The organism is Micromonospora sp. NPDC018662, assembly GCF_044391475.1.
Taxonomy (GTDB): domain Bacteria; phylum Actinomycetota; class Actinomycetes; order Mycobacteriales; family Micromonosporaceae; genus Micromonospora.
Genome location: NZ_JBISAC010000007.1, coordinates 35,210 through 56,093, shown reverse-complemented (window position 1 = coordinate 56,093; position 20,884 = coordinate 35,210). Strand labels below are relative to the sequence as shown.

Sequence of the window (20,884 nt, the reverse complement as noted above, 5' to 3'; positions counted from 1 at the left end):
TTCTCACCCCGTGCGGGATTTCCGCACGTGAGACGGTTCATCAGAAATTTTCTTCCGTTCCTTCACGGGGGGACAAGCCGGACAGAGCGTGACGATCCTGTGCGGGAGATTCGTCCGCATATGACGGATGAATGGGAGCAAATTGCCTGTGGTTCTCCTTAAACCAGTGGGTAATTGGCATCACATTCAGTTCATGGTTCTCGCACATCCGGGTGGAAGTCTGCTTAGGCTTCGCGTCATGGCAGATGGTTCCGATACGACGCTGACGGCTGATCAGACCCCCGAGCAGGCCTCCAACGGCCTGGTCGCGGGCATCAAGTCGTTCGCCGCCGGGCACGGCGGCGCGAAGGCGGTCATCGAGTACGTCGGCAAGCGCGGCGCACGGATCGTCCTCGTGGGTTCCGACGGGGCGTGGGCCGACCAGTTCGCCGACGGCACCGACGTCGCGCGGCAGGCCTGCGTCAAGGCCGGGGTCGACATCGAAAACGCTTGGGAGCGTGAACTGATGGACCAGATGCGTCCGAGCAACGACCTCTGGCGGTCGATGGCCCGGCGCACGATGGCCCGTTGACACACATAACCGCATGACCAACCACCACCAGTCGACCCGGGGGAAACCCCGGGTCGCTCTCGTCACCTGCGCCGCCCTGCCCGACCTCGACCCGGACGACCGGCTCGTGCTCGGCCCGCTCGCCGCTCGGGGCGTGGCCGTCGAGATCGCGGTCTGGGACGACCCGGCCGTCGACTGGTCCCGGTACGACCTGGTGCTGCTCCGCTCGCCCTGGGACTACGCGTTGCGCCGCGACGACTTCGTCGCCTGGGCGCGTACGGTCCCGACCCTGGTCAACCCGGCCGACGTGGTCGCCTGGAACACCGACAAGCGCTACCTGGCGGAGCTGTCCGGCGCCGGGGTGCCCACCGTGCCGACCGCCTGGGTCGCGCCGGGGGAGAGCTGGACGGCACCCGCCGACGGCGAGTACGTGCTCAAGCCGGCGGTCAGCGCCGGCAGCCAGGACACCGGGCGCTACGACCTGGCCGACCCGGAGCACCGCGAGCTGGCGTCGGCGCACCTGCGCCGGCTCGGCGACGCCGGTCGGGTCGCCATGGTCCAGCCGTACCTCGACGCGGTGGACACCGACGGCGAGACCGCGCTGCTCTTCCTGGCCGGCCCCGACGGCCTGGCGTTCAGCCACGCGATCCGCAAGGGGCCGATGCTGACCGGCCCGGACCGGGGCGAGGCCGCGCTCTACAAGGAGGAGCGGATCGACGCCCGCACCGCCACCGACGCCCAGCGGGCCGTGGCGGGGAAGGTGCTGGCCGCCGTGCCGGGCGGCACCGACCGGCTGCTCTACGCCCGGGTCGACCTGATCCCCGGCCCGGACGGCGGGCCCGTGCTGGTCGAGCTGGAGCTGACCGAGCCGAGCCTGTTCGTCGGGTACGCCGAGGGCGCGCCCGACCGGCTCGCCGACGCGGTCCTCACCCACCTGTCCCGTCGTTCCTGACCGCGCCCTGCCCCGGCGCTGTCTGCGCCCTGTCCCGGCGCTGACCGCCCCGGTCCGACCGCTGGCGTGACCCGCCGCCCGCGACCGCCCCCACCGTGAGACACCCATCGTGTTCCACTCGCCGTCCGTCGACGCCGTCGGTGGAACGCCATGGGTGTCTCAGGTCGGCCCAGACACCCACCGTGTTCCACTCGCCGTCCGCCGGCGCAGTGGTGGGAACGGCATGGGTGTCATGTCGGTCCGTCTGTCGGGGGGCCGGGTGGCGGGGCGAGCCGGGCGAGGTGCCGGTCGATCTCGACGTCGGCGCCGGCGGGGTCCAGGCCGGTGGTCAGCACCCGTACGGTGATGCCGTCCAGCAGGGTGACCAGCGCGGTGGCTTCGGCCTGCGGGTCGACCTGGGCGTCGATCTCGCCGGCCGCGCGGCCGGCCGTGAGCAGCCGTTCGAGGTTCGCCCGCAGTGCCGCCTCGCTCTCCGCCAGCAGCGCCGCGATCTCGTCGTCGACAAGGGCCTCGGCGGTGAGGACGAGCCAGACCCGGGCCTCGAAGGCGCGCTCGGCGTCCAGCGGGACGAGTTCCCGGGCCGCCTGGCGGATCACCTCGGCGGTGACGGGGTCGGCGGGGATCGCGCGGGCCCGCCGCACCACCCGGCTGGCCAGGTGGTCGATGGCCGCCCGGACCATGCGTTCCCGGGTCGGCAGGTAGTGCTGGGCGGTGGCGAGGGCCATGCCGGCCTCGGCGGCGACGGCCCGCACGGTCAGGCCGGCCGAGCCGGCGCGGGCCAGTACGACGCAGGCGGCGGCGCCGAGATGCCGGCGCCGTTCCTCGTGGTCCACCAGTTTGGGCACGCTGCGATCATAGATGGTCGGTCATTTGACCGATATAGGTCAGCGATCTAATCTTGCCGGCATGGACGACACCCGCCGGTTCAGCTGGCTCGACCTGATCCTCGTGTTCGCCGTCGGGATCGGGCTGGCGAACTCCGCGGTGGCGGACTTCGTCGCCCGCGGTCCGGCCGGCCTGGGCATGTCGGAGATGGCGTCGTCGAGCATCGCCTGGGCCGTGATCAACGGCACCCAGCTGGCGGTCGGCCTCGCGGTCGTCCACCACCGGTTCGGCGCGCTCGCCCGGCCACTCGTGCTCCACCGTCCCGGGCGCCGTCAGGTCGCGGTCGGTGTCGGCTGGGGCGTGGTGAAGGCCGTCGGCACGCTCGTCCTGCTGGTGGTCCTGCCCGCCGCGCTTGTCGACGGCGGCGGTGGGGAGGGTGGTTACCCGGACGGAAGCCTGCTGGCCCAGTTCGTCTTCGCGTTCGTCTTCGGCGCCGTCGTCTCCCCGCTGTACGAGGAGATCCTCTACCGGGGCGTGTTCTACCAGGGGCTGGCGGCGCGGCTGCCCGCCGTGGCGGCCATCGTGCTGTCGGCGTCCTTCTTCGCCGTGGCCCACCTGCCCCGCGTCTTCAACACCGTCAGCGCGCTGCTCGCCGGCCTGCTCTTCGCCTGGCTGCTGCACCGCTACCGGAACCTCTGGGTGCCGATCGTCGCCCACGCGGTCAGCAACGGAAGCCTGATCGTGCTTGCCTTCGCCGCCGAGGCCGGCTGACCCCGCCACGGCCGCCGAGAACGGCTGAGGCGCCCGCTCAGTCGCGGTCGGTGTGGTTGCGGTCCCAGCGACCGCCGATCGGCGGGGTGTCCAGCCGCAACGCGGCCGCCGACCCGGCGAGGTCGTTGTCCTCGACCACGCACGACACGCAGCTGCCCGCCTCGGTGATCCACAGCCCGTACGCCTGGGTGTCGGCGTCCCGGTGCCAGATCCGGTTGTCGCGCACCGTGGCGGAGTCGAACGGGGCGGCGACGGTGATCCCGGCGCAGGCCGGCGGCCCGCTGGGCAGCTCGTACGCCGAGCCGGGCTCCGGGGTGGCCTCGTTCCAGCCGGTGGCGCCGTCCGGGCGTACCTCGGCCAGGGAGAGCCGGTCGGCGGTGTTGTCGGCGACCACCGCGTCCCGGGTGCCGACCCGGACGACCTTCCCCCGGTGCCCGCCGGGCGGCCAGTCCGCCCCGCCGTCGGTGACCTCGCGCGGGCCGTAGCGCACCGCGTCGCCCGAGCCCCGGTGGGCGGGCGCGGACCGCTGTCCGTTGTCCCGGATCCGGTTGCCGACGATCGACGCGTCCAGCATCGGCCGGTCGATCCGGATCCCGTCCAGCGCGTTCTCCCGGATGTCGTTGTCCTGGACCACCACGTCCGCCGCCGCGCCCCGGTAGCCGTGGCCCAGGTCGTGCTCGTGGTAGCCGTACCCGCCGTTGTTGCTGATCCGGTTGCCCTGCACCGCGTACGGGCCGGGGGTGTTGCCCATGCTGATCCCGTCGCCGACGTTGCAGTCGATCACGTTGCCGGTGAGCAGGCCGCCCCGCCCGGCGACCCCGGCGGTGCCGTTGGCGGAGACGTCGAAGCCGGCCTCCAGGTTGTTGGTCATGGTGCAGCCGGAGACGATCAGCCCGTCCGCGCCCCAGTCCGAGATGCCGAACCGGTTGGCCTGGCTGTGGCAGCCGATGATGCGGATGCCGCGCGGCGGGTCCCAGTAGTCCTTCTGGAGTTCCAGGAAGATCCCGTTGGTGCCGTTGCCGACCGTGGTGCAGTTGGCGATGGTGAGGCGCTCCACGGCGCCCCAGCCGCCGATGCCGACCCCGATCCCGGCGCCGCCCATCTGCTGGCCGTTGTCCAGTCGGCCGCAGCCCACCACGACCACGCCGTCGATCAGGCTGTCCTGGAGGAAGTCGCAGCCGAGGCCGGTGGCGCCGGTGTGGTGGATGTAGAGGTTGCGGAACACGCCCCGCACGACGTACTGCAGGCCGAGGCCCTTGGCCAGGTAGTCGTACTCGGCCAGGCCCACGCCGGAGCCGTCGATCTCGAAGTCGGCGAACGTGCAGTCGGCGATGTGCCGGTCCCGGTCCGCGCCGTGCTGCACCGTGGTCCAGTAGGCCAGCGGCACCGGGTCGGCGCGGTTGCCCTCGTTGCTGAGCAGGAACCGGGTCGCGGCCGGGCCGGCGCCGATCAGGGACACCCCGCTGCGCCAGACCGTGCCGGCGTCGCGGATCGAGTACAGGCCGGGCGGGCAGTGGATGACCCGGGCCCGGCCGTCGGCGTCGTACCCGGCGCCGAGGCGGTCCACCAGCGCGGCCAGGGCCGGCTGGTCGTTTGTCACCCCGTCCCCGGCGAGGCCGTGCTCGCGGGCGTCGCACCACAGCGGCGCGCCGGCCACCGGCGTCAGCCGCTGCGGGGTGGACGTGGCAAGGCCCTTGCGCGACACCGGCGGCTCCCCTCGGGCGTGCGGTCCGTGGCCGCTTTCCCGCTCCCGCCGGGTGGTAACGCCGGCTCAGGCGGCGGCGCCCACCGGCTCGGCGGCGGGCGCGGCCGGGGCCGCCGGGGCGGCCGGGAGCCGCACCCGGGTGGCCCAGAGCACGCCCAGCGTGGCCAGCAGCACCAGGCAGGAGCCGAGCATGTGCGCGGCGACCAGCACCGCGGGCAGGTTGGTGAAGTACTGCACGAAGCCGATCACGCCCTGACCCGCCTCGACCGCGAGCAGCACCGCGGCGGCCCGGGCGGCGCGCCGCGCGCCGACCGCGCGGAACGCGAAGAACAGCGCCACCGAGAGGCCGATCAGCAGGAAGACGCCGTCCGCGTGCACCTGGGAGATCGCCTCCGGGTCCAGCCCGTTGCGGGCCGCGCCGTGGTCGCCGGCGTGCGGCCCGCTACCGGTCACCCAGGTGCCGACCACCAGCACGGCCGCGCTCACCACTGCGGTGATCCGGGCGAGGGTACGCAGCGGCGCCGGCACGGTCGGCGTCACCGGCCCGTCCGGCTCGCCGGTGCGCCGCCAGAGCGCGTACGCGACCGCGATCACCGCCATCGAGGCCAGGAAGTGCAGCCCGACCACCCAGGGGTTGAGGTTGGTGAGCACGGTGATCCCGCCGAGGACCGCCTGGGCCGGGATGCCGAGCAGCACGATCACGGCCAGCGGCAGCAGCCCCCGGCGGCGGGGGCGCTGGGCGAGGACGGCGAGCACCACGGCGAGCGCGATGATCCCCACCGCGAACGTCAGCAGCCGGTTGCCGAACTCGATCACCCCGTGCACGCCCATCTCGGCGGTCGTGGTGTAGGACTCGTCGGTGCACCGGGGCCAGGTGGGGCAGCCGAGGCCGGAGGCGGTGAGCCGGACGGCCCCGCCGGTGACCACGATCGCCACGTTCGCGATGATCGAGGTGTACGCGAGCCGGCGCAGCAGCGTGGGGGAGACCGGGAACCGGACGGAACGCTTCACCTAGCGAATCCTACGCACCGTAGTTGATCCCGATCGGGTGACTCGGCCGCCCCGGTGGTCGGGATCACCGGACCCCGGGTTTGCGGGCCCCGCGCGAATTACGTAACGTTGCTGTTGTGAAAAACGCGGCAGCGCTGTCCGAAGGGTCGGTGACCAGTACGGTCGCCGGCGCGACGGCGCCCGCCGACCTGTCGACCCGCGACCGGGTCACGCAGCTTCTGCTGGAGCGGGGCGCGACCACCGCCGCGCAGCTCGGTTCGGCGCTCGGCCTCAGCCCGGCCGCGATCCGCCGGCACCTCGACGCGATGCTCGCCGACGGTGACGTGGTCGCCCGGGAGCAGTCCGTGCGCGGCAGCCGGGGGCGGGGCCGGCCGGCCAAGGTCTTCGTGCTGACCGAGGCGGCCCGGGTGCGCTGCGGCACCCACCACTACGACAACATGGCCACCGCCGCGCTCCGGTGGATCGCCCGCACCGGCGGGGCGGAGGCGGTCGCGGCGTTCGCGGCCGACCAGGTCGCCGCGCTGGAGACGCGCTGCCGGGCCGCCATGGAGGACGCCGGCGACGCCCCGCTCGCGCGGGCCGAGGCGCTCGCCGGGGCGCTGACCGCCGAGGGTTACGCTGCCAACGCGTCCACGATCGCCTCCGGCGGCCAGCTCTGCCAGCACCACTGCCCGGTGGCGCACGTGGCCGCCGAGTTTCCCCAGCTGTGCGAGGCCGAGACCGCGGTGATCTCCCGCCTGGTCGGCACCCACGTGCAGCGCCTGGCCACCATCGCGCACGGCGACGGCGTGTGCACCACGCACATTCCCGCCCAGTCCGGTTCCACCGTCACCACTGTGAGGACAGATAGATGACCGAGCAGATCGTCCAGCCCCTGACCCAGGAGGAGCAGCTCGCCGCCCTCGGTCGTTACGAGTACGGGTGGGCCGACCCCGACGTCGCCGGGGCCGCCGCCCAGCGTGGCCTGAACGAGGCGGTGGTGCGGGACATCTCGGCCAAGAAGAACGAGCCGGCCTGGATGCTCGACCTGCGACTCAAGGGCCTGCGGCTGTTCGGCCGCAAGCCGATGCCGGCCTGGGGCGCCGACCTCACCGGGATCGACTTCGACAACATCAAGTACTTCGTGCGGTCCACCGAGAAGCAGGCCACCTCCTGGGAGGACCTGCCGGAGGACATCAAGAACACCTACGACCGGCTGGGCATCCCCGAGGCGGAGAAGCAGCGGCTGGTCGCCGGCGTCGCGGCGCAGTACGAGTCCGAGGTCGTCTACCACAAGATCCGTGAGGACCTCGAGGAGCAGGGCGTCGTCTTCCTCGACACCGACACCGCGCTGCGCGAGCACGAGGACATCTTCAAGGAATACTTCGGCACGGTGATCCCGGTCGGCGACAACAAGTTCGCCGCGTTGAACACCTCCGTCTGGTCCGGCGGCTCGTTCATCTACGTGCCGAAGGGCGTGCACGTGGAGATCCCGCTCCAGGCCTACTTCCGGATCAACACCGAGAACATGGGCCAGTTCGAGCGGACGCTGATCATCGTCGACGAGGGCGCGTACGTGCACTACGTCGAGGGCTGCACCGCCCCGCTCTACTCCTCCGACTCGCTGCACAGCGCGGTCGTGGAGATCATCGTCAAGAAGAACGCGCGCTGCCGCTACACCACCATCCAGAACTGGTCGAACAACGTCTACAACCTGGTCACCAAGCGCGCGGTGTGCCACGAGGGCGCGACCATGGAGTGGGTCGACGGCAACATCGGTTCCAAGGTCACCATGAAGTACCCGGCGGTCTACATGACCGGCGAGCACGCCAAGGGCGAGGTGCTCTCGGTGGCCATGGCCGGTGAGGGCCAGCACCAGGACGCCGGCGCCAAGATGGTGCACGCGGCGCCGCACACGAGCAGCACCATCGTGTCGAAGTCGATCGCCCGGGGCGGCGGCCGCACCTCGTACCGCGGCCTGGTGCAGGTGCTGGAGGGTTCGCACAGCAGCCGCAGCACGGTCAAGTGCGACGCGTTGCTGGTCGACACCATCTCCCGCTCCGACACCTACCCGTACGTCGACATCCGCGAGGACGACGTGTCGATGGGGCACGAGGCGACCGTCTCCAAGATCAGCGACGATCAGCTCTTCTACCTGATGAGCCGTGGCCTGAGCGAGGACGAGGCGATGGCGATGATCGTGCGCGGCTTCATCGAGCCGATCGCCAAGGAGCTTCCGATGGAGTACGCGCTGGAGCTCAACCGCCTGATCGAGCTGCAGATGGAGGGCGCGGTCGGCTGACCGCGTGACCGCGCGGCCCGGACCCGTCGGGCCGGGCCGCGCGGGCTCCGACCCACCCTCCGGTTAAAGACACCGCCGTCGCTGAACAGACCAAGGAAGAGATGACTACCCAGGCTTCCGCGCCGCCCACGACCAAGTCGCAGGCGCTCCGCTCGTACGACGTCGCCGACTTCCCGGCCCTGACCGGCCTGGAGGAGGAGTGGCGCTTCACCCCGCTCAAGCGCCTCCGTGGCCTGGCGGGTGACGGCTCCGGGGCGTCGCGCGGCACGGTCCGGCACGAGTACGGCGACCTGCCCGAGGGCGTCACCGTCGACCGGATCGGCTCCGACGACCCGCGGGTGGGCAGCGTGCTCACGCCGTTCGACCGGGTCAGCGCGCTGGCCTACGGCGCGGCCGAGGACGCCCTGCTGGTGGCCGTCGCCCGGGACGCCGTGGTGGACGCCCCGGTGCGCCTGCGGGTGGTCGGCGAGGACGCCGGCTCGCTCGCGTTCGGCCACACGTTCGTCGAGGTGGGCCGCTTCGCCGAGGTGACTGTGGTGCTGGAGCACGTCGGCTCCGCCACGCTCGCCGACAACGTCGAGGTGACGGTGGCGGACGGGGCGAAGCTGACGCTGGTCACGCTCGCCGACTGGGCCGACGACGCGGTCCAGGCGCAGCACCTGAAGGTGCGGCTGGGCCGGGACGCCAAGGTCGTGCACGTGCAGGTGAGCCTCGGCGGTGACCTGGTCCGGCAGCACACCACAGTGGAATACACCCAGCGCGGCGGCGAGGCCGAGCTGTACGGCCTCTACTTCGCCGACTCCGGTCAGCACCTGGAGCACCGGCAGCTGGTCGACCACACCGTGCCGGACTGCCGCAGCAACGTCGGCTACCGGGGCGCGCTCCAGGGCGACGACGCGCACACCGTCTGGGTCGGCGACGTGCTGATCCGGGCCGAGGCGACCGGCACCGACACGTACGAGATCAACCGGAACCTGCTGCTCAGCGACGGCGCCCGCGCCGACTCGGTGCCGAACCTGGAGATCGAGACCGGCGAGATCGCCGGCGCCGGGCACGCCAGCGCGACCGGCCGGTTCGACGACGAGCAGTTGTTCTACCTGATGGCCCGCGGCATCCCGGAGTCCGAGGCGCGGCGCCTGGTGGTGCGCGGCTTCTTCGCCGAGCTGATCAACAAGATCCCGGTCGAGGACCTCCGCGAGCGGCTCGGCGACGCGATCGAGGCCCGCCTCACGAAGGCCGGCGCCTGATGATCAGGATCTGTTCGACCGAGGACGTGCCGAAGGGCGCCGTGATCAGCGCCGACGTGGACGGCGTGCAGATCGCGCTCGTGCACGGCGAGGACGACGCGTTCTACGCCGTCCGCGACGAGTGCTCGCACGCCGCCGTGGCGCTCTCCGAGGGCGAGGTCTCCGGCTGCACGCTGGAATGCTGGCTGCACGGATCCCGTTTCGACCTGCGTACCGGTGAGCCCACCGGGCTGCCCGCCACCGAACCCGTACCCGTCTACCCCGTCGAGGTCCGCGACGGCGAGATCTACGTCAGCATGACGCCGAGCAATGGAGTGACGCGATAATGAGCACCCTGGAGATCCGCGACCTGAAGGTGTCGGTCAAGCTGCCCGAGGGTGAGCTCAAGCCGATCCTGCACGGGGTCGACCTGACCGTGCGCTCCGGTGAGACGCACGCGATCATGGGCCCGAACGGCTCCGGCAAGTCGACGCTGGCCTACTCGGTCGCCGGCCACCCGAAGTACGAGATCACCGGTGGCGAGGTGACGCTCGACGGCGAGGACGTGCTCGCCATGTCCGTCGACGAGCGGGCCCGTGCCGGCCTGTTCCTGGCCATGCAGTACCCGGTCGAGGTTCCCGGCGTGTCGGTGGCCAACTTCCTGCGTACCGCCAAGACTGCCATCGACGGCGAGGCGCCGAAGCTGCGCACCTGGGCCGGCGAGCTGCGCGGCGCCATGGAGAAGCTCCAGATGGACCCGGCGTTCGCCCAGCGCAACGTCAACGAGGGCTTCTCCGGCGGTGAGAAGAAGCGGCACGAGATCGTGCAGCTCGAGCTGCTCAAGCCGAAGATCGCGATCCTCGACGAGACCGACTCCGGCCTCGACGTGGACGCGCTGCGCGTGGTCAGCGAGGGCGTGAACCGGGTCCGCGACACCGGCGACACCGGAATGCTGCTGATCACCCACTACACCCGGATCCTGCGCTACATCAAGCCGGACTTCGTGCACGTCTTCGTCGCCGGCCGGATCGTCGAGCAGGGCGGCCGGGAGCTGGCCGACAAGCTCGAGGAAGAGGGCTACGAGCGGTACGTCGCCGGGGCCGGCGCGGCACGGGCCTGACCTGCCATGACCTCCATCGCGATCCCGGCGGGCATGCCGCAGTACGACGACGTGCCGCGCCTCGACACCGCGGCGGTGCGGGCCGACTTCCCGATCCTGGACCGGGAGGTCAACGGCCACCCGCTGGTCTACCTGGACAGCGCGAACACGTCGCACAAGCCGCGGCAGGTGCTCGACGTGCTCACCGAGCACTACGCGATGCACAACGCCAACGTGTCGCGTTCGGTGCACACGCTGGGCACCGAGGCGACCGAGGCGTACGAGGGCGCGCGGGCGAAGATCGCCGCGTTCGTCAACGCGCCCAGCGTCGACGAGGTGGTGTTCACCAAGAACTCCACCGAGGCGATCAACCTGGTGGCGTACGCGTTCTCCAACGCCTCGCTGCGCGCGGACGGTGACCCCCGCTTCCGGCTCGGCCCCGGCGACGAGATCGTGATCTCCGAGATGGAGCACCACTCGAACATCGTCCCGTGGCAGCTGCTCGCCGAGCGCACCGGCGCGACGTTGCGCTGGTTCCCGGTCACCGACGGCGGCCGGCTGGACGAGTCCGGGCTGGACGACCTGGTCACCGAGCGGACGAAGATCGTCTCACTGGTGCACGTGTCGAACATCCTCGGCACGGTGAACGCCACCGCCCGGATCACCGAGCGGGTCCGGCAGGTCGGCGCGCTGCTGCTGCTCGACTGCTCCCAGTCGGTGCCGCATTTGCCGATCGACGTGGTCGACCTGGACGCCGACTTCATCGTCTTCACCGGGCACAAGATGTGCGGCCCGACCGGCATCGGCGTGCTCTGGGGCCGGGGCGAGCTGCTCGCCGCGATGCCCCCGGTGCTGGGCGGCGGTTCGATGATCGAGACGGTGACGATGGCGCGGTCGACGTTCGCCGCGCCGCCGGCCCGGTTCGAGGCGGGCACGCCGCCGATCGCCGAGGCGGTCGCGCTCGGCGCGGCGGTGGACTACCTCACCGGCGTCGGCATGCGGGCGATCCAGTGGCACGAGAAGGAGCTGACGGCGTACGCGCTGGACGCCCTCGCCACCGTGCCGGGCCTGCGGATCTTCGGCCCGTCCGTGCCGGTCGGCCGGGGCGGGACGATCTCGTTCGCGCTCGGTGACGTGCACCCGCACGACGTCGGGCAGGTGCTCGACTCGCTCGGCGTGCAGGTGCGGGTGGGCCACCACTGCGCCAAGCCGGTCTGCGCCCGTTTCGGCGTGCCGGCCATGACGCGGGCGTCGTTCTACCTCTACACCACCACGGCGGAGATCGACGCCCTGGTGACGGGCCTGGAACAGGTGCGGAAGGTGTTCGAGTGATGCAGCTCGACCAGCTCTACCAGGAGATCATCCTGGACCACTACAAGCACCCGCACGGCCGCGGCCTGCGGGAGGCGACGGACCCGGCGGCCGTGGTCGGCGAGGCGCACCACGTCAACCCGACCTGCGGTGACGAGATCACCGTGCGGGTGGCGACCGACGGCACGGTGTTCACCGACATCTCCTACGACGGGATGGGCTGCTCGATCAGCCAGGCGTCGGCGAGCATCCTGCACGAGCTGCTGCGCGGCCGGGCCGCCGGCGACGCCGCGGTGGTGCACGAGGCGTTCGTCGAGTTGATGTCCGGGCGGGGCCAGGTCACGCCGGACGAGGACGTGCTCGGGGACGGGGTGGCGTTCGCGGGTGTCGCGCGCTACCCGGCCCGGGTCAAGTGCGCGTTGCTGTCGTGGATGGCGTTCAAGGACGCCGCGGCACGCGCCGGGGTGGGCGTGAGCCCCGAGGTGAAGGCGAATCATCAATACCGCGCGGCGGCGTCCCAGGCCGGTGCCGGGCGAAGCGAGGGGGCGGCATGAGCGAGGACGAGACCACCACGACGCCGGAGACCGGCGCGGTGGCGACTGACAGCCCGGTGACGCCGGCCAACGGCAAGGCCGCCGTCGGCGACGTCGAGGAGGCGATGAAGGACGTCGTCGACCCCGAGCTGGGCATCAACGTGGTCGACCTGGGTCTGGTGTACGGCGTGCACGTGGACGACGAGAACGTGGCCACGCTGGACATGACGTTGACCTCGGCGGCGTGCCCGCTGACCGACGTGATCGAGGACCAGGCCCGGCAGGCGCTGACCACCGGGCCGGGCGGCGGTCTGGTCAACGACATCCGGATCAACTGGGTGTGGCTGCCGCCGTGGGGCCCCGACAAGATCACCGACGAGGGGCGGGACCAGCTCCGCTCGCTCGGCTTCAACGTCTGACCCGTTCCGCGGGTCACCGTACGAGGGCGCGGCTCCCCTTCGGGGGCGCCGCGCCCTCGCTTTCCTCGCCCCTCCACCCCACCCCCTCCGCCCTCCGCCCTCCGCCCTCCGCCCTCCGCCCTCCGCCCTCCGCCCTCCGCCCTCCGCCCTCCGCCCTCGCCCCCACGCGCCCTCGTCCCTCGCCCCCGCGCGCCCTCCGCCACTTCGTCCGCTGATGCACGGAAAGAGGCCCTTTCCCGCTGCGGATACGCCCTCTTTCCGTGAATCTGCGGGCGGGGCGGGCGGGGGCGAGGCGGACAGGGGCGAGGCGGACAGGGGCGAGGCGGGCGGGGGCGAGGCGGGCGGGGCGGGGCGGACGGGGGCGGGGCGGGGTGTGGGGGTGTGGGGAAATGGGTGGTGGGGGTGGTGGGCGGGGCGGAGGATGAGCGGGTGATCGAGGCGTACCCGAAGCAGGTTCCTGTCCGCGTGGCGACCGCCGCGCGTCGACAGCGCACCGCGCCGCGGGTCGCCTCACGTCACCGTCCGCCGTCGTGACCGGGGCGTTCCTCGCCGGTCTGCTGGCCGGCTACGGCGTCGCCGTGCCGGTCGGCGCGATCGCCATTCTCATCCTCGGCCTGAGCGCCCGTGCCGGCTTCCGCGTCGGCGCTGCCGCGGCGCTCGCGGTGGCCACCGCCGACGGGCTCTACGCCGCGCTGGCCGCGCTGGGCGGTGCCGGGCTGGCCGGGGTGCTGGCCCCGGTGGCCGGGCCGCTGCGGGTGGTGGCCGCGCTGGTGCTGCTCGGCATCGCCGCCCACGGCCTGTGGCGGGCCTGGTCCGGCCGGCGGGCCCGGGAGGTCGCAGAGGCGCCGGCCGGACGCGGCCTGCACACCCCGGTCCGGGCGTACGCGGCGTTGCTCGGGTTGACGCTGCTGAACCCGGCCACGGTGCTCTACTTCGCCGCGCTGGTGCTCGGCCGCCGGGACGCCGCCGACCCGGACCCGAGCGCCGCGGCGTTCTTCGTGGCCGGTGCGTTCCTGGCGTCGGCGAGTTGGCAACTGCTGGTGGCCGGCGGCGGGTCGATGGTCGGTCGCGCGCTGGCCGGCCCGCGCGGTCGCCTGGTCACCGGCCTGGTGTCCAGCGCCCTGATCGCCGCCCTGGCGGCGGCGACCCTGTGGTCCGGCTGACCCGTGCCGGTCAGCCGTCCGGCGGGCCGATGATCCGTGCCGTCGCGCCGTTCGACCGCGCCGGTCGGCGGGCCCGGCCCGGCGTGTCGTACCGTCGTGGCATGAGCAGTCGACCCGCAGCCGGAGGTGGCCGGTGGGTCGAGGTCGACCCGGGCCGCGTCGCCCGCTGGGTCGAGGGCTTCACCGACCGGCACGGCCCGCCCACCACCACCGTCCAGGGGTACGGTCTGCTGCTCACCGCCCCGGACGGTGCCACCGCCGAGCTGCACACCCCGCCCGGTGCGCGGCCCACTCCGGACCTGACCGCGTTCGCCGGCGTCGCCGCCGCGCCCCGCCGGCTCGGCCTGCTGCTGGCGCGCAAGGGCGCGGTGGCGGTCGGGGTGGCCGACGGGACCGAGCTGCTGACCTCCAAGGTGGACACCCGGTACGTGCAGGGCCGCACCGCCGCGGGCGGCTGGTCCCAGCAGCGGTTCGCCCGGCGACGCGACAACCAGGCGAAGGCGGCGCTGGGCGACGCGGCCGATCTCGCCGTACGCCTGCTGTTGCCGGCCGCCGGCACGCTCACGGCGCTGGTCTGCGGCGGTGACCGGCGCGCGGTGGACACGGTGCTGGCCGACCGGCGGCTGGCCCCGCTCGCGGCGCTGCGCGCCGACCGCCTCCTCGACGTGCCCGAACCTCGACACGCGGTCCTGGTCGCGGCCGTCGCCGCCGCCCGGGCGGTCCACATCCTGGTCCGCTGAACGGGAAAGATCACATCAAGCCGGTCAATCCCGCTTGCTCCTAGTGCATCGAATCGAATCGATGATTACAGTCGGTGTCACGAAGTGGTGGGTCTCCGGGCGACCCGCAGGGCAGCTTCGCCTCCGCCGTTCACGCATCGACATCGTTGGGAGACAGCATTTCATGAACGGACATCAGGACGGCCGGCTGCGGAACCGGTGGCGCCGTGCGACGAGGCTCCTCGCCGCCGCGGCGGCGATGTGTACCGGAAGCGTCGTGCTCACCGCCGCGCTGACCACGGGCCCGGCGGCCGCCGGCGAGCGGGTCGCACTGGCCGCCCCGGCGGTCACCACCGTCACCGCGGGCGGCGCGCACACGTGCGCGATCCGCGCCGACGGCGGGCTGTGGTGCTGGGGCTCGAACTACGGCGGCCAGCTCGGCGACGGGACCACCACGAACCGGAGCACCCCGACGCGGGTCGGCACCGCCAGCTGGGCCGGTGTCGACGCCGGCTCCGGGCACACCTGCGCGGTCCGGACGGACGGCACGCTGTGGTGCTGGGGCTCGAACTTCCGGGGCCAGCTCGGTGACGGCACGACCACGAGCCGGAGCGCCCCGGTGCAGGTCGGCACCGCCACCACCTGGGCCCGGGTCGACGCCGGTCCGGCACACACCTGCGCGGTACGGACCGACGGCACGCTCTGGTGCTGGGGGTTCAACCGGACCTCGCAGTTGGGCGTCGGCAGCTCGCCCTACACCGCGACCACGCCGCTCCAGGTCGGCACCGCGACCAACTGGGCGAGCGTCTCGACCGGCTTCGCGCACACCTGCGGCGTCCGCACCGACGGCACGCTGTGGTGCTGGGGCCTCAGTTCGGACGGGCAGCTCGGTCTGGGCACGCTGGGCTCCCAGACCACGCCGGCGCAGGTCGGCACCGCCACCACCTGGAGCGGCGTCACGGCCGGCTACGCGCACACCTGCGGGATCCGGTCCGGCACGCTGTGGTGCTGGGGTGAGAACGGCTACGGGCAGTTGGGCGTGAGCGGCAACTACCAGACCGCGCCGGTCCAGGTCGGCACCGTCGCCACCTGGAGCCGGGTCGCCGCCAGCGGCGACGCGACGTGCGCGTCCCGCTCCGACGGCAGCCTGTGGTGCTGGGGCAAGAACGCGACGGGGCAGGTGGGCGACGGCACCACCACCCACCGGTTTGCGCCGACCCGGGTCGGCACCGCCACCACCTGGACGGGCGGTCTCGCCGTCACCGACCACAGCTGCGCGATCCGCACCGACGGCGGCCTGTGGTGCTGGGGTGACAACAGCGGGGGGCAGCTGGGCGACGGCACCACGGTCGGGCGGTCCAGCCCGGCCGAGGTGATCCTGCCGGCCTGATCCGCCGGCATCACGACGTCGGGCCGTCGGCCTGCGCCGCTGGATCTCTCAGCGGGCAGGCCGACGGCCCGGGGCGGCAGCCGTGTCGTTACTGCCCGGCGCCGAAGGTGTCGCAGGCCTTCGGGTCGCCGGTGGAGAAGCCCTTGGTGAACCACTGCTTGCGCTGCTCGGAGCTGCCGTGGGTGAACTCGTCCGGGTTCACCGGCCGGCCGGAGCGCTGCTGGATGGCGTCGTCGCCGATCTTCTCGGCGGTGTCGATCGCCTGCTGGATGTCCTGGTCGGTGATGCTCTTGAAGATCTTCTGCCCCTGCTCGTCGGCGGTGCCGGTGGCGTTCTTCGCCCAGGCGCCGGCGTAGCAGTCGGCCTGGAGCTCCAGCTTGACCGAGAGCGCGTTGGCGTTCTGCGGGTCGCGCTGCTGCTGGCGGCGCATCTGCGCCTCGGTGCCGAGCAGGTCCTGCACGTGGTGGCCGTACTCGTGGGCGAGCACGTACGGCTGGGCGAACTCGCCCTTGGCGCCGAGCTGGTCGGCGAGCAGGCGGTAGAACGTGAGGTCGATGTAGACCAGGTCGTCGGCCGGGCAGTAGAACGGGCCGACGCCGGAGTCGGCGGCGCCGCAGCCGGTGCTGACGTTCTGGCTGAAGAAGACCGTCTTGGACGGCTTGTACTGCTCGCCGAAGACCTCCGGCATGGCGGTGCGCCAGTATGCCTGGATCGAGTTGACGTAGAGCGCGTTGCGGCAGTCGAGCTGCTTCAGCGCGTCGTCCGCCGAGCACTTCTGCTCGAGCGACGTGTTGTCGCCCTGCTGCGGGTCGCCGCCGCCGTTGGTGGCCGCGTTGAGGCCGAAGCCGCCGCCCACCAGGGCGACCAGCACGGCGATGATGATGCCCACGATCCCGCCGCGACCGCCGCCGGTCGGGATCGGGATGCCCATCCCGCCTCCTCCGCCGGACCCTCGCCGGTCGTCCACCTGGCTGGTGTCGACCCGCGCGTTCTCATTCAGCTCCATGTTGACCCCGATCACCGATGTGTCCGTGTGTGGTGGTTGCGGTACCGGACCGGGTCCGGACGGCGGATTCGGTACCCGATGATCTTGTCCGGTAATCCGGCGGGACGATCGCGGCGCGCCCGGTACACTGGAACCGTGCTGCGCTGCGAAGGCTGAACGGCCCCGCGCCGACGGGAGAACGAGACCCGCCGGCGCTTTCGCGTGCCCTGAGTCAGCCCTTCCGGACCCGAGAGCGAGTACTCCGAAATGATCACTGCCACCGGCCTGGAACTGCGCGCCGGTTCCCGGATCCTGCTGTCCGACACCACCCTGCGGGTGCAGCCGGGGGACCGGATCGGCCTGGTCGGGCGCAACGGCGCCGGCAAGACCACCACCCTGAAGGTGCTCGCCGGGGAGGGCCAGCCGTACGCCGGGCAGATCGACCGGCGCAGCGCCATCGGCTACCTGCCGCAGGACCCGCGTACCGGCGACCTGGAGGTCACCGGCCGGGACCGGGTGCTCTCCGCCCGCGGCCTGGACGTGCTGATGGCGCAGATGAAGGAGCTGGAGGACAAGCTCGCCGAGGGTGCCGACGACGAGCGGCTGGTCCGCCGCTACGGCGCGCTGGAGGACCAGTTCGCCTCGCTCGGCGGCTACGCGGCCGAGGCCGAGGCGGCCCGGATCTGCGCCAACCTCGGCCTGCCCGACCGCGCCCTGGCGCAGACCATCGGCACGCTCTCCGGCGGTCAGCGCCGCCGCATCGAGCTGGCCCGGATCCTGTTCCGGGACGCCGGCGAGAACGGCGGCGGCATCCTGCTGCTCGACGAGCCCACCAACCACCTCGACGCGGACTCGATCACCTGGCTGCGCGGCTTCCTCGCCAACCACAAGGGCGGCCTGATCGTGATCTCCCACGACGCGTCGCTGCTGGAGGCCGTGGTCAACAAGGTCTGGTTCCTGGACGCCACCCGGTCCGTGGTCGACAGCTACAACCTCGGCTGGAAGGCGTACCAGGAGGCGCGGGAGACCGACGAGCGGCGCCGCCGCCGGGAGCGGGCCAACGCGGAGAAGAAGGCCGGCGCGCTGATGGCGCAGGCGGACAAGATGCGGGCCAAGGCCACCAAGACGGTCGCCGCGCAGAACATGGCCCGCCGCGCCGAGCGGCTGCTCTCCGGCCTGGACGAGGTCCGGGTGTCGGACAAGGTGGCCAAGGTGCGCTTCCCCAACCCGGCACCGTGCGGCAAGACGCCGCTGACCGCCGCCGGCCTGTCCAAGTCGTACGGATCGTTGGAGATCTTCACCGACGTGAACGTCGCGGTGGACCGCGGCTCGCGGGTGGCCATCCTCGGTCTGAACGGCGCCGGCAAGACCACGTTGCTGCGGATGCTCGGCGGGCTGCTGGAGCCGGACACCGGCGAGGTGCGCCCCGGGCACGGCCTGCGGCTCGGCTACTACGCCCAGGAGCACGAGACGCTGGACGTGGACCGGACGATCCTGGAGCACATGCGCAGCGCCGCGTCCGACCAGACCGACACCGACCTGCGCAAGATCCTCGGCGCGTTCCTGTTCTCCGGCGAGGACGTCGACAAGCCGGCCGGCGTGCTCTCCGGCGGGGAGAAGACCCGGCTGGCGCTGGCCACGCTGGTCTGTTCCGGGGCCAACGTGCTGCTGCTTGACGAACCGACGAACAACCTCGACCCGGTCAGCCGGGAGCAGGTGCTCGACGCGATCGCCCGCTACCCGGGCGCGATCGTGCTGGTCACCCACGATCCGGGGGCGGTCACCGCGCTCAAGCCGGACCGCGCCATCCTGCTGCCCGACGGCGACGAGGACGCCTGGTCCGACGACCTGCTGGAACTGGTCGAGCTGGCCTGACCCCGCTCGCCCTTCCTCCCCGCCTTCCCCGTTGATCATGAAGTTGACGGCACTTTTGGAGATCCACATCGCCGTCAACTTCATGATCGACGGGCTGGGTCGGGGTAGGGCGGGCGGGTGGGGTGCCGGTCAGGGCAGGAGGGCGGCCAGGTGGGGGAGGACGCCGGAGGTGAGCAGGATGGTCGCGCCGATGACGATGAAGATCACCGGGACCAGCCAGTGGCCGGCGCGGCCGACCAGAGCCACCACCCGGGGATGGCCGCCGAGCGCGGCGGCGACCGCGCACCACACGGCCACCAGCAGCGCGAACACCAGCAGCCAGACCAGACCGGTGGCCGGGTCGAGAGAGCGGAACACCGGTACGTAGACGGCGATGTTGTCCGCGCCGTTCGCCACGGTCACCCCGGCGACGCCCAGCAGGCTGCCGACCACCGCCGGCGGCTCGTCGTCGTCACCGTGGGACAGCAAGGCGCGGACGCCGAGCGCGATCGGCAGCAGCCCGAGCAGCCCGGGCCACGGGTCGGGCACCACCAGCAGCCCGGCGGCGGCCACCACCGCGACGGCTACCAACGCGCCGATGCCGGCGTACTGGCCGGCGACGATGTGCCAGGGGCGGGGCCGGCCGCCGCGCCGGGCCGCCACGAACAGCACGGTGAGAACGACGACGTCGTCGAGGTTGGTGGCGGTGAACACGCCGGCTGCGCCGACCGCGGCGGTGATCAGATCGGTCACCCGGGGCAGGGTACGGGCCCGCCGGCGGGGCCGCCTCCCGGAGCGGACCGAACGGGAAAAGGGCCAGGCGGTACGGATCAGAAGGCCGGGAGGATCACCCTATCGGGAAGCTGACATTGCGTAGCGTGTCGGTTGGCGAATAGTTGATATCTGGCGCATGATCGTCCGAGGCGGTCTAATAGGTGGGACCGTATCCGAACCGCACAGTCTGGGACGTGAGGAATCAGCATGGCAGCCACCGGCACAGCCACCAGCACTGAGAAGGGTCGCCGGATCGTCGGGGCCGAGCGTCAGACGCTCGCCAAAGACCTGGTAAAGCGGTACACCGGGGGTGAGAGCATCCGTGCGCTGGCGGCCTCGACCGGCCGTTCCTACGGGTTCATCCACCGGGTGCTCACCGAGTCCGGGGTGCAGCTGCGGCAGCGCGGCGGCGCCCGGCGCCGCAAGAAGGCGTGACCCGCCCCCCAGCGTCGTCCATCAGCGTCGCGCTCCGGGTGGTCCGGTGACCACCGAGACGACCGGAGTTCGACTCGACTGCGACGGGCCGGTCGCGACGGTGACGTTGTGCCGGCCCGACGTGCTCAACGCCCAGACCCCGGCGATGTGGCGCGCCATGAGCGACTTCTCCCGGGACCTGCCCGGTGACGTCCGGGTCGTCGTCGTACGCGGCGAGGGGCGGGCCTTCTCCGCGGGCCTGGACCTGGCGGTCGCCGGTGCCTCCGGGCCGGGCTCCTTCGCCGAGCTGGCCACGCTCTCCGAGTCCGAGTGCGCCGACCGGATCGCCACCTATCAGGGCGGTTTCACCTGGCTGCACCGGCCGGACGTCATCTCGATCGCCGCCGTGCAGGGCCACGCGATCGGCGCCGGCTTCCAGCTCGCTCTCGCCTGCGACCTGCGCGTGCTCGCCGCCGACGCCCGGCTCTCGATGGCCGAGGTGACGCTCGGGCTGGTTCCCGACCTGGCCGGCACGCGCCGCCTGGTCGAGCTGGTCGGCTATTCCCGGGCCCTGGAGATCTGTGCCACCGGCCGCCGGATGGACGCCGCCGAGGCGGACCGGATCGGCCTCGCCACGCTCGTGGTGCCCACCGACGAGCTGGACGCCGCGGTGCGCGACCTGGCCGCCGGGCTGCTGGCCAACAGCCGGGACGCCGTCGTGGAGATCAAGGCGCTGCTCGCCGGCGCGGCCGGGCGGTCGCACGCCGAGCAGCAGCGGGCCGAGCGGGAGGCCCAGACCCGCCGGATCCGGGACCTGGCCGGGCGCGGCGAATAGCGGTAAGGACCGTACGGGAAGATCTGGGTTACTCGCGAGGTTGTCACAGGCGTCGGGAGAATTGACC

21 protein-coding genes and 1 pseudogene are annotated in these 20,884 nt (G+C 72.4%); 17 read left to right on the top strand and 5 right to left on the bottom strand.

The window, feature by feature from the left end; genetic code table 11:
• Nucleotides 1-238: 238 nt before the first annotated feature.
• Nucleotides 239-571, top strand: a complete 333-nt coding sequence (locus ACH495_RS20310; protein WP_396859288.1) for a hypothetical protein — start codon at nt 239-241, stop codon at nt 569-571.
• Nucleotides 572-584: 13 nt separating this feature from the next.
• On the top strand, nt 585-1,502 hold the full coding sequence (locus ACH495_RS20305) for a RimK family alpha-L-glutamate ligase (protein WP_396859287.1): 918 nt from the start codon (nt 585-587) through the stop codon (nt 1,500-1,502).
• Nucleotides 1,503-1,732: 230 nt separating this feature from the next.
• On the opposite strand, the gene ACH495_RS20300 is transcribed toward ACH495_RS20305, so the two are convergent.
• Nucleotides 1,733-2,347 (bottom strand): TetR/AcrR family transcriptional regulator, encoded by a 615-nt coding sequence (locus ACH495_RS20300; protein ID WP_396859286.1) that lies wholly within the window; start codon nt 2,345-2,347, stop codon nt 1,733-1,735.
• A gap of 61 nt (nt 2,348-2,408) precedes the next feature.
• Here ACH495_RS20300 and ACH495_RS20295 point away from each other — a divergent pair, with 61 nt between their 5' ends.
• The gene (locus tag ACH495_RS20295) at nt 2,409-3,098 is read left to right on the top strand and encodes a lysostaphin resistance A-like protein (RefSeq protein WP_396859285.1); all 690 of its coding nucleotides are present in this window, start codon (nt 2,409-2,411) and stop codon (nt 3,096-3,098) included.
• Between the two features lie 37 nt (nt 3,099-3,135).
• Here the strand turns inward: ACH495_RS20295 and ACH495_RS20290 are convergent, their stop codons facing one another.
• Both ACH495_RS20290 and ACH495_RS20285 read right to left on the bottom strand, forming a co-directional pair.
• Nucleotides 3,136-4,803, bottom strand: a complete 1,668-nt coding sequence (locus ACH495_RS20290) for a right-handed parallel beta-helix repeat-containing protein (RefSeq protein ID WP_396859284.1) — start codon at nt 4,801-4,803, stop codon at nt 3,136-3,138.
• A 66-nt stretch (nt 4,804-4,869) separates the two neighbouring features.
• Nucleotides 4,870-5,814 carry a heme A synthase gene (locus ACH495_RS20285; protein ID WP_396859283.1) on the bottom strand — a complete coding sequence of 315 codons (945 nt, stop codon included), beginning with the start codon at nt 5,812-5,814 and terminating at the stop codon, nt 4,870-4,872.
• A gap of 116 nt (nt 5,815-5,930) precedes the next feature.
• On the opposite strand from ACH495_RS20285, the gene ACH495_RS20280 reads away from it, so the two are divergent.
• The 11 genes and pseudogenes from ACH495_RS20280 to ACH495_RS20230 all read left to right on the top strand — a co-directional run bounded on the left by ACH495_RS20280 (nt 5,931) and on the right by ACH495_RS20230 (nt 15,955).
• A complete protein-coding gene (locus tag ACH495_RS20280) occupies nt 5,931-6,668 on the top strand; it encodes a helix-turn-helix transcriptional regulator (RefSeq protein WP_396859282.1) in 738 nt (245 codons plus the stop codon).
• Nucleotides 6,665-8,095 carry a Fe-S cluster assembly protein SufB gene (gene sufB, locus ACH495_RS20275; RefSeq protein ID WP_181569380.1) on the top strand — a complete coding sequence of 477 codons (1,431 nt, stop codon included), beginning with the start codon at nt 6,665-6,667 and terminating at the stop codon, nt 8,093-8,095. Before ACH495_RS20280 ends, sufB begins: the two co-directional genes overlap by 4 nt.
• A 101-nt stretch (nt 8,096-8,196) precedes the next feature.
• Entirely contained in the window at nt 8,197-9,342 is a 1,146-nt protein-coding gene (gene sufD / locus ACH495_RS20270; protein WP_396859281.1) for a Fe-S cluster assembly protein SufD, read from the top strand.
• The gene (locus ACH495_RS20265; RefSeq protein WP_396859280.1) at nt 9,342-9,668 is read left to right on the top strand and encodes a non-heme iron oxygenase ferredoxin subunit; all 327 of its coding nucleotides are present in this window, start codon (nt 9,342-9,344) and stop codon (nt 9,666-9,668) included. The genes sufD and ACH495_RS20265 overlap by 1 nt, the downstream gene beginning before the upstream one ends.
• A complete protein-coding gene (gene sufC, locus ACH495_RS20260) occupies nt 9,668-10,441 on the top strand; it encodes a Fe-S cluster assembly ATPase SufC (RefSeq protein WP_281936327.1) in 774 nt (257 codons plus the stop codon). Before ACH495_RS20265 ends, sufC begins: the two co-directional genes overlap by 1 nt.
• Nucleotides 10,442-10,447: 6 nt before the next feature.
• Nucleotides 10,448-11,752: a cysteine desulfurase gene (locus ACH495_RS20255; protein ID WP_396859279.1), complete on the top strand. Its 1,305-nt coding sequence runs from the start codon at nt 10,448-10,450 to the stop codon at nt 11,750-11,752.
• Nucleotides 11,752-12,210 (top strand): annotated as a pseudogene (sufU, locus tag ACH495_RS20250) (Fe-S cluster assembly sulfur transfer protein SufU); the annotation flags it as partial. The gene ACH495_RS20255 and the pseudogene sufU, both read left to right, overlap by 1 nt.
• A 71-nt stretch (nt 12,211-12,281) precedes the next feature.
• On the top strand, nt 12,282-12,683 hold the full coding sequence (locus ACH495_RS20245; RefSeq protein WP_396859278.1) for a metal-sulfur cluster assembly factor: 402 nt from the start codon (nt 12,282-12,284) through the stop codon (nt 12,681-12,683).
• Nucleotides 12,684-13,213: 530 nt separating this feature from the next.
• On the top strand, nt 13,214-13,846 hold the full coding sequence (locus ACH495_RS20240) for a LysE family transporter (RefSeq protein ID WP_396859277.1): 633 nt from the start codon (nt 13,214-13,216) through the stop codon (nt 13,844-13,846).
• Nucleotides 13,847-13,947: 101 nt separating this feature from the next.
• Nucleotides 13,948-14,586 carry an acVLRF1 family peptidyl-tRNA hydrolase gene (locus ACH495_RS20235; RefSeq protein WP_396859276.1) on the top strand — a complete coding sequence of 213 codons (639 nt, stop codon included), beginning with the start codon at nt 13,948-13,950 and terminating at the stop codon, nt 14,584-14,586.
• 163 nt (nt 14,587-14,749) lie between these two features.
• A complete protein-coding gene (locus tag ACH495_RS20230) occupies nt 14,750-15,955 on the top strand; it encodes an RCC1 domain-containing protein (protein ID WP_396859275.1) in 1,206 nt (401 codons plus the stop codon).
• A gap of 88 nt (nt 15,956-16,043) precedes the next feature.
• Here the strand turns inward: ACH495_RS20230 and ACH495_RS20225 are convergent, their stop codons facing one another.
• Nucleotides 16,044-16,961 carry a neutral zinc metallopeptidase gene (locus ACH495_RS20225; RefSeq protein WP_396859274.1) on the bottom strand — a complete coding sequence of 306 codons (918 nt, stop codon included), beginning with the start codon at nt 16,959-16,961 and terminating at the stop codon, nt 16,044-16,046.
• Between the two features lie 246 nt (nt 16,962-17,207).
• On the opposite strand from ACH495_RS20225, the gene ACH495_RS20220 reads away from it, so the two are divergent.
• Nucleotides 17,208-18,815, top strand: a complete 1,608-nt coding sequence (locus ACH495_RS20220; RefSeq protein WP_396859273.1) for an ABC-F family ATP-binding cassette domain-containing protein — start codon at nt 17,208-17,210, stop codon at nt 18,813-18,815.
• 129 nt (nt 18,816-18,944) lie between these two features.
• Here ACH495_RS20220 and ACH495_RS20215 read toward each other — a convergent pair whose 3' ends face one another.
• The gene (locus ACH495_RS20215; RefSeq protein WP_396859272.1) at nt 18,945-19,547 is read right to left on the bottom strand and encodes a cadmium resistance transporter; all 603 of its coding nucleotides are present in this window, start codon (nt 19,545-19,547) and stop codon (nt 18,945-18,947) included.
• A 228-nt stretch (nt 19,548-19,775) separates the two neighbouring features.
• Between ACH495_RS20215 and ACH495_RS20210 the strand changes: the two genes are divergently transcribed.
• Nucleotides 19,776-20,003: a helix-turn-helix domain-containing protein gene (locus tag ACH495_RS20210; RefSeq protein ID WP_007072022.1), complete on the top strand. Its 228-nt coding sequence runs from the start codon at nt 19,776-19,778 to the stop codon at nt 20,001-20,003.
• A 46-nt stretch (nt 20,004-20,049) separates the two neighbouring features.
• Nucleotides 20,050-20,817, top strand: a complete 768-nt coding sequence (locus tag ACH495_RS20205; RefSeq protein WP_396859271.1) for an enoyl-CoA hydratase/isomerase family protein — start codon at nt 20,050-20,052, stop codon at nt 20,815-20,817.
• Nucleotides 20,818-20,884: the final 67 nt, after the last annotated feature.

Bases quoted from the DNA above. Each gene is read 5' to 3' on its own strand.
- ACH495_RS20310 (WP_396859288.1), top strand. From the start codon at position 239: ATGGCAGATGGTTCCGATACGACGCTGACGGCTGATCAGACCCCCGAG.
- ACH495_RS20305 (WP_396859287.1), top strand. From the start codon at position 585: ATGACCAACCACCACCAGTCGACCCGGGGGAAACCCCGGGTCGCTCTC.
- ACH495_RS20295 (WP_396859285.1), top strand. From the start codon at position 2,409: ATGGACGACACCCGCCGGTTCAGCTGGCTCGACCTGATCCTCGTGTTC.
- sufB (WP_181569380.1), top strand. From the start codon at position 6,665: ATGACCGAGCAGATCGTCCAGCCCCTGACCCAGGAGGAGCAGCTCGCC.
- sufD (WP_396859281.1), top strand. From the start codon at position 8,197: ATGACTACCCAGGCTTCCGCGCCGCCCACGACCAAGTCGCAGGCGCTC.
- ACH495_RS20265 (WP_396859280.1), top strand. From the start codon at position 9,342: ATGATCAGGATCTGTTCGACCGAGGACGTGCCGAAGGGCGCCGTGATC.
- sufC (WP_281936327.1), top strand. From the start codon at position 9,668: ATGAGCACCCTGGAGATCCGCGACCTGAAGGTGTCGGTCAAGCTGCCC.
- ACH495_RS20255 (WP_396859279.1), top strand. From the start codon at position 10,448: ATGACCTCCATCGCGATCCCGGCGGGCATGCCGCAGTACGACGACGTG.
- ACH495_RS20245 (WP_396859278.1), top strand. From the start codon at position 12,282: ATGAGCGAGGACGAGACCACCACGACGCCGGAGACCGGCGCGGTGGCG.
- ACH495_RS20235 (WP_396859276.1), top strand. From the start codon at position 13,948: ATGAGCAGTCGACCCGCAGCCGGAGGTGGCCGGTGGGTCGAGGTCGAC.
- ACH495_RS20230 (WP_396859275.1), top strand. From the start codon at position 14,750: ATGAACGGACATCAGGACGGCCGGCTGCGGAACCGGTGGCGCCGTGCG.
- ACH495_RS20225 (WP_396859274.1), bottom strand. From the start codon at position 16,961: ATGGAGCTGAATGAGAACGCGCGGGTCGACACCAGCCAGGTGGACGAC.
- ACH495_RS20220 (WP_396859273.1), top strand. From the start codon at position 17,208: ATGATCACTGCCACCGGCCTGGAACTGCGCGCCGGTTCCCGGATCCTG.
- ACH495_RS20210 (WP_007072022.1), top strand. From the start codon at position 19,776: ATGGCAGCCACCGGCACAGCCACCAGCACTGAGAAGGGTCGCCGGATC.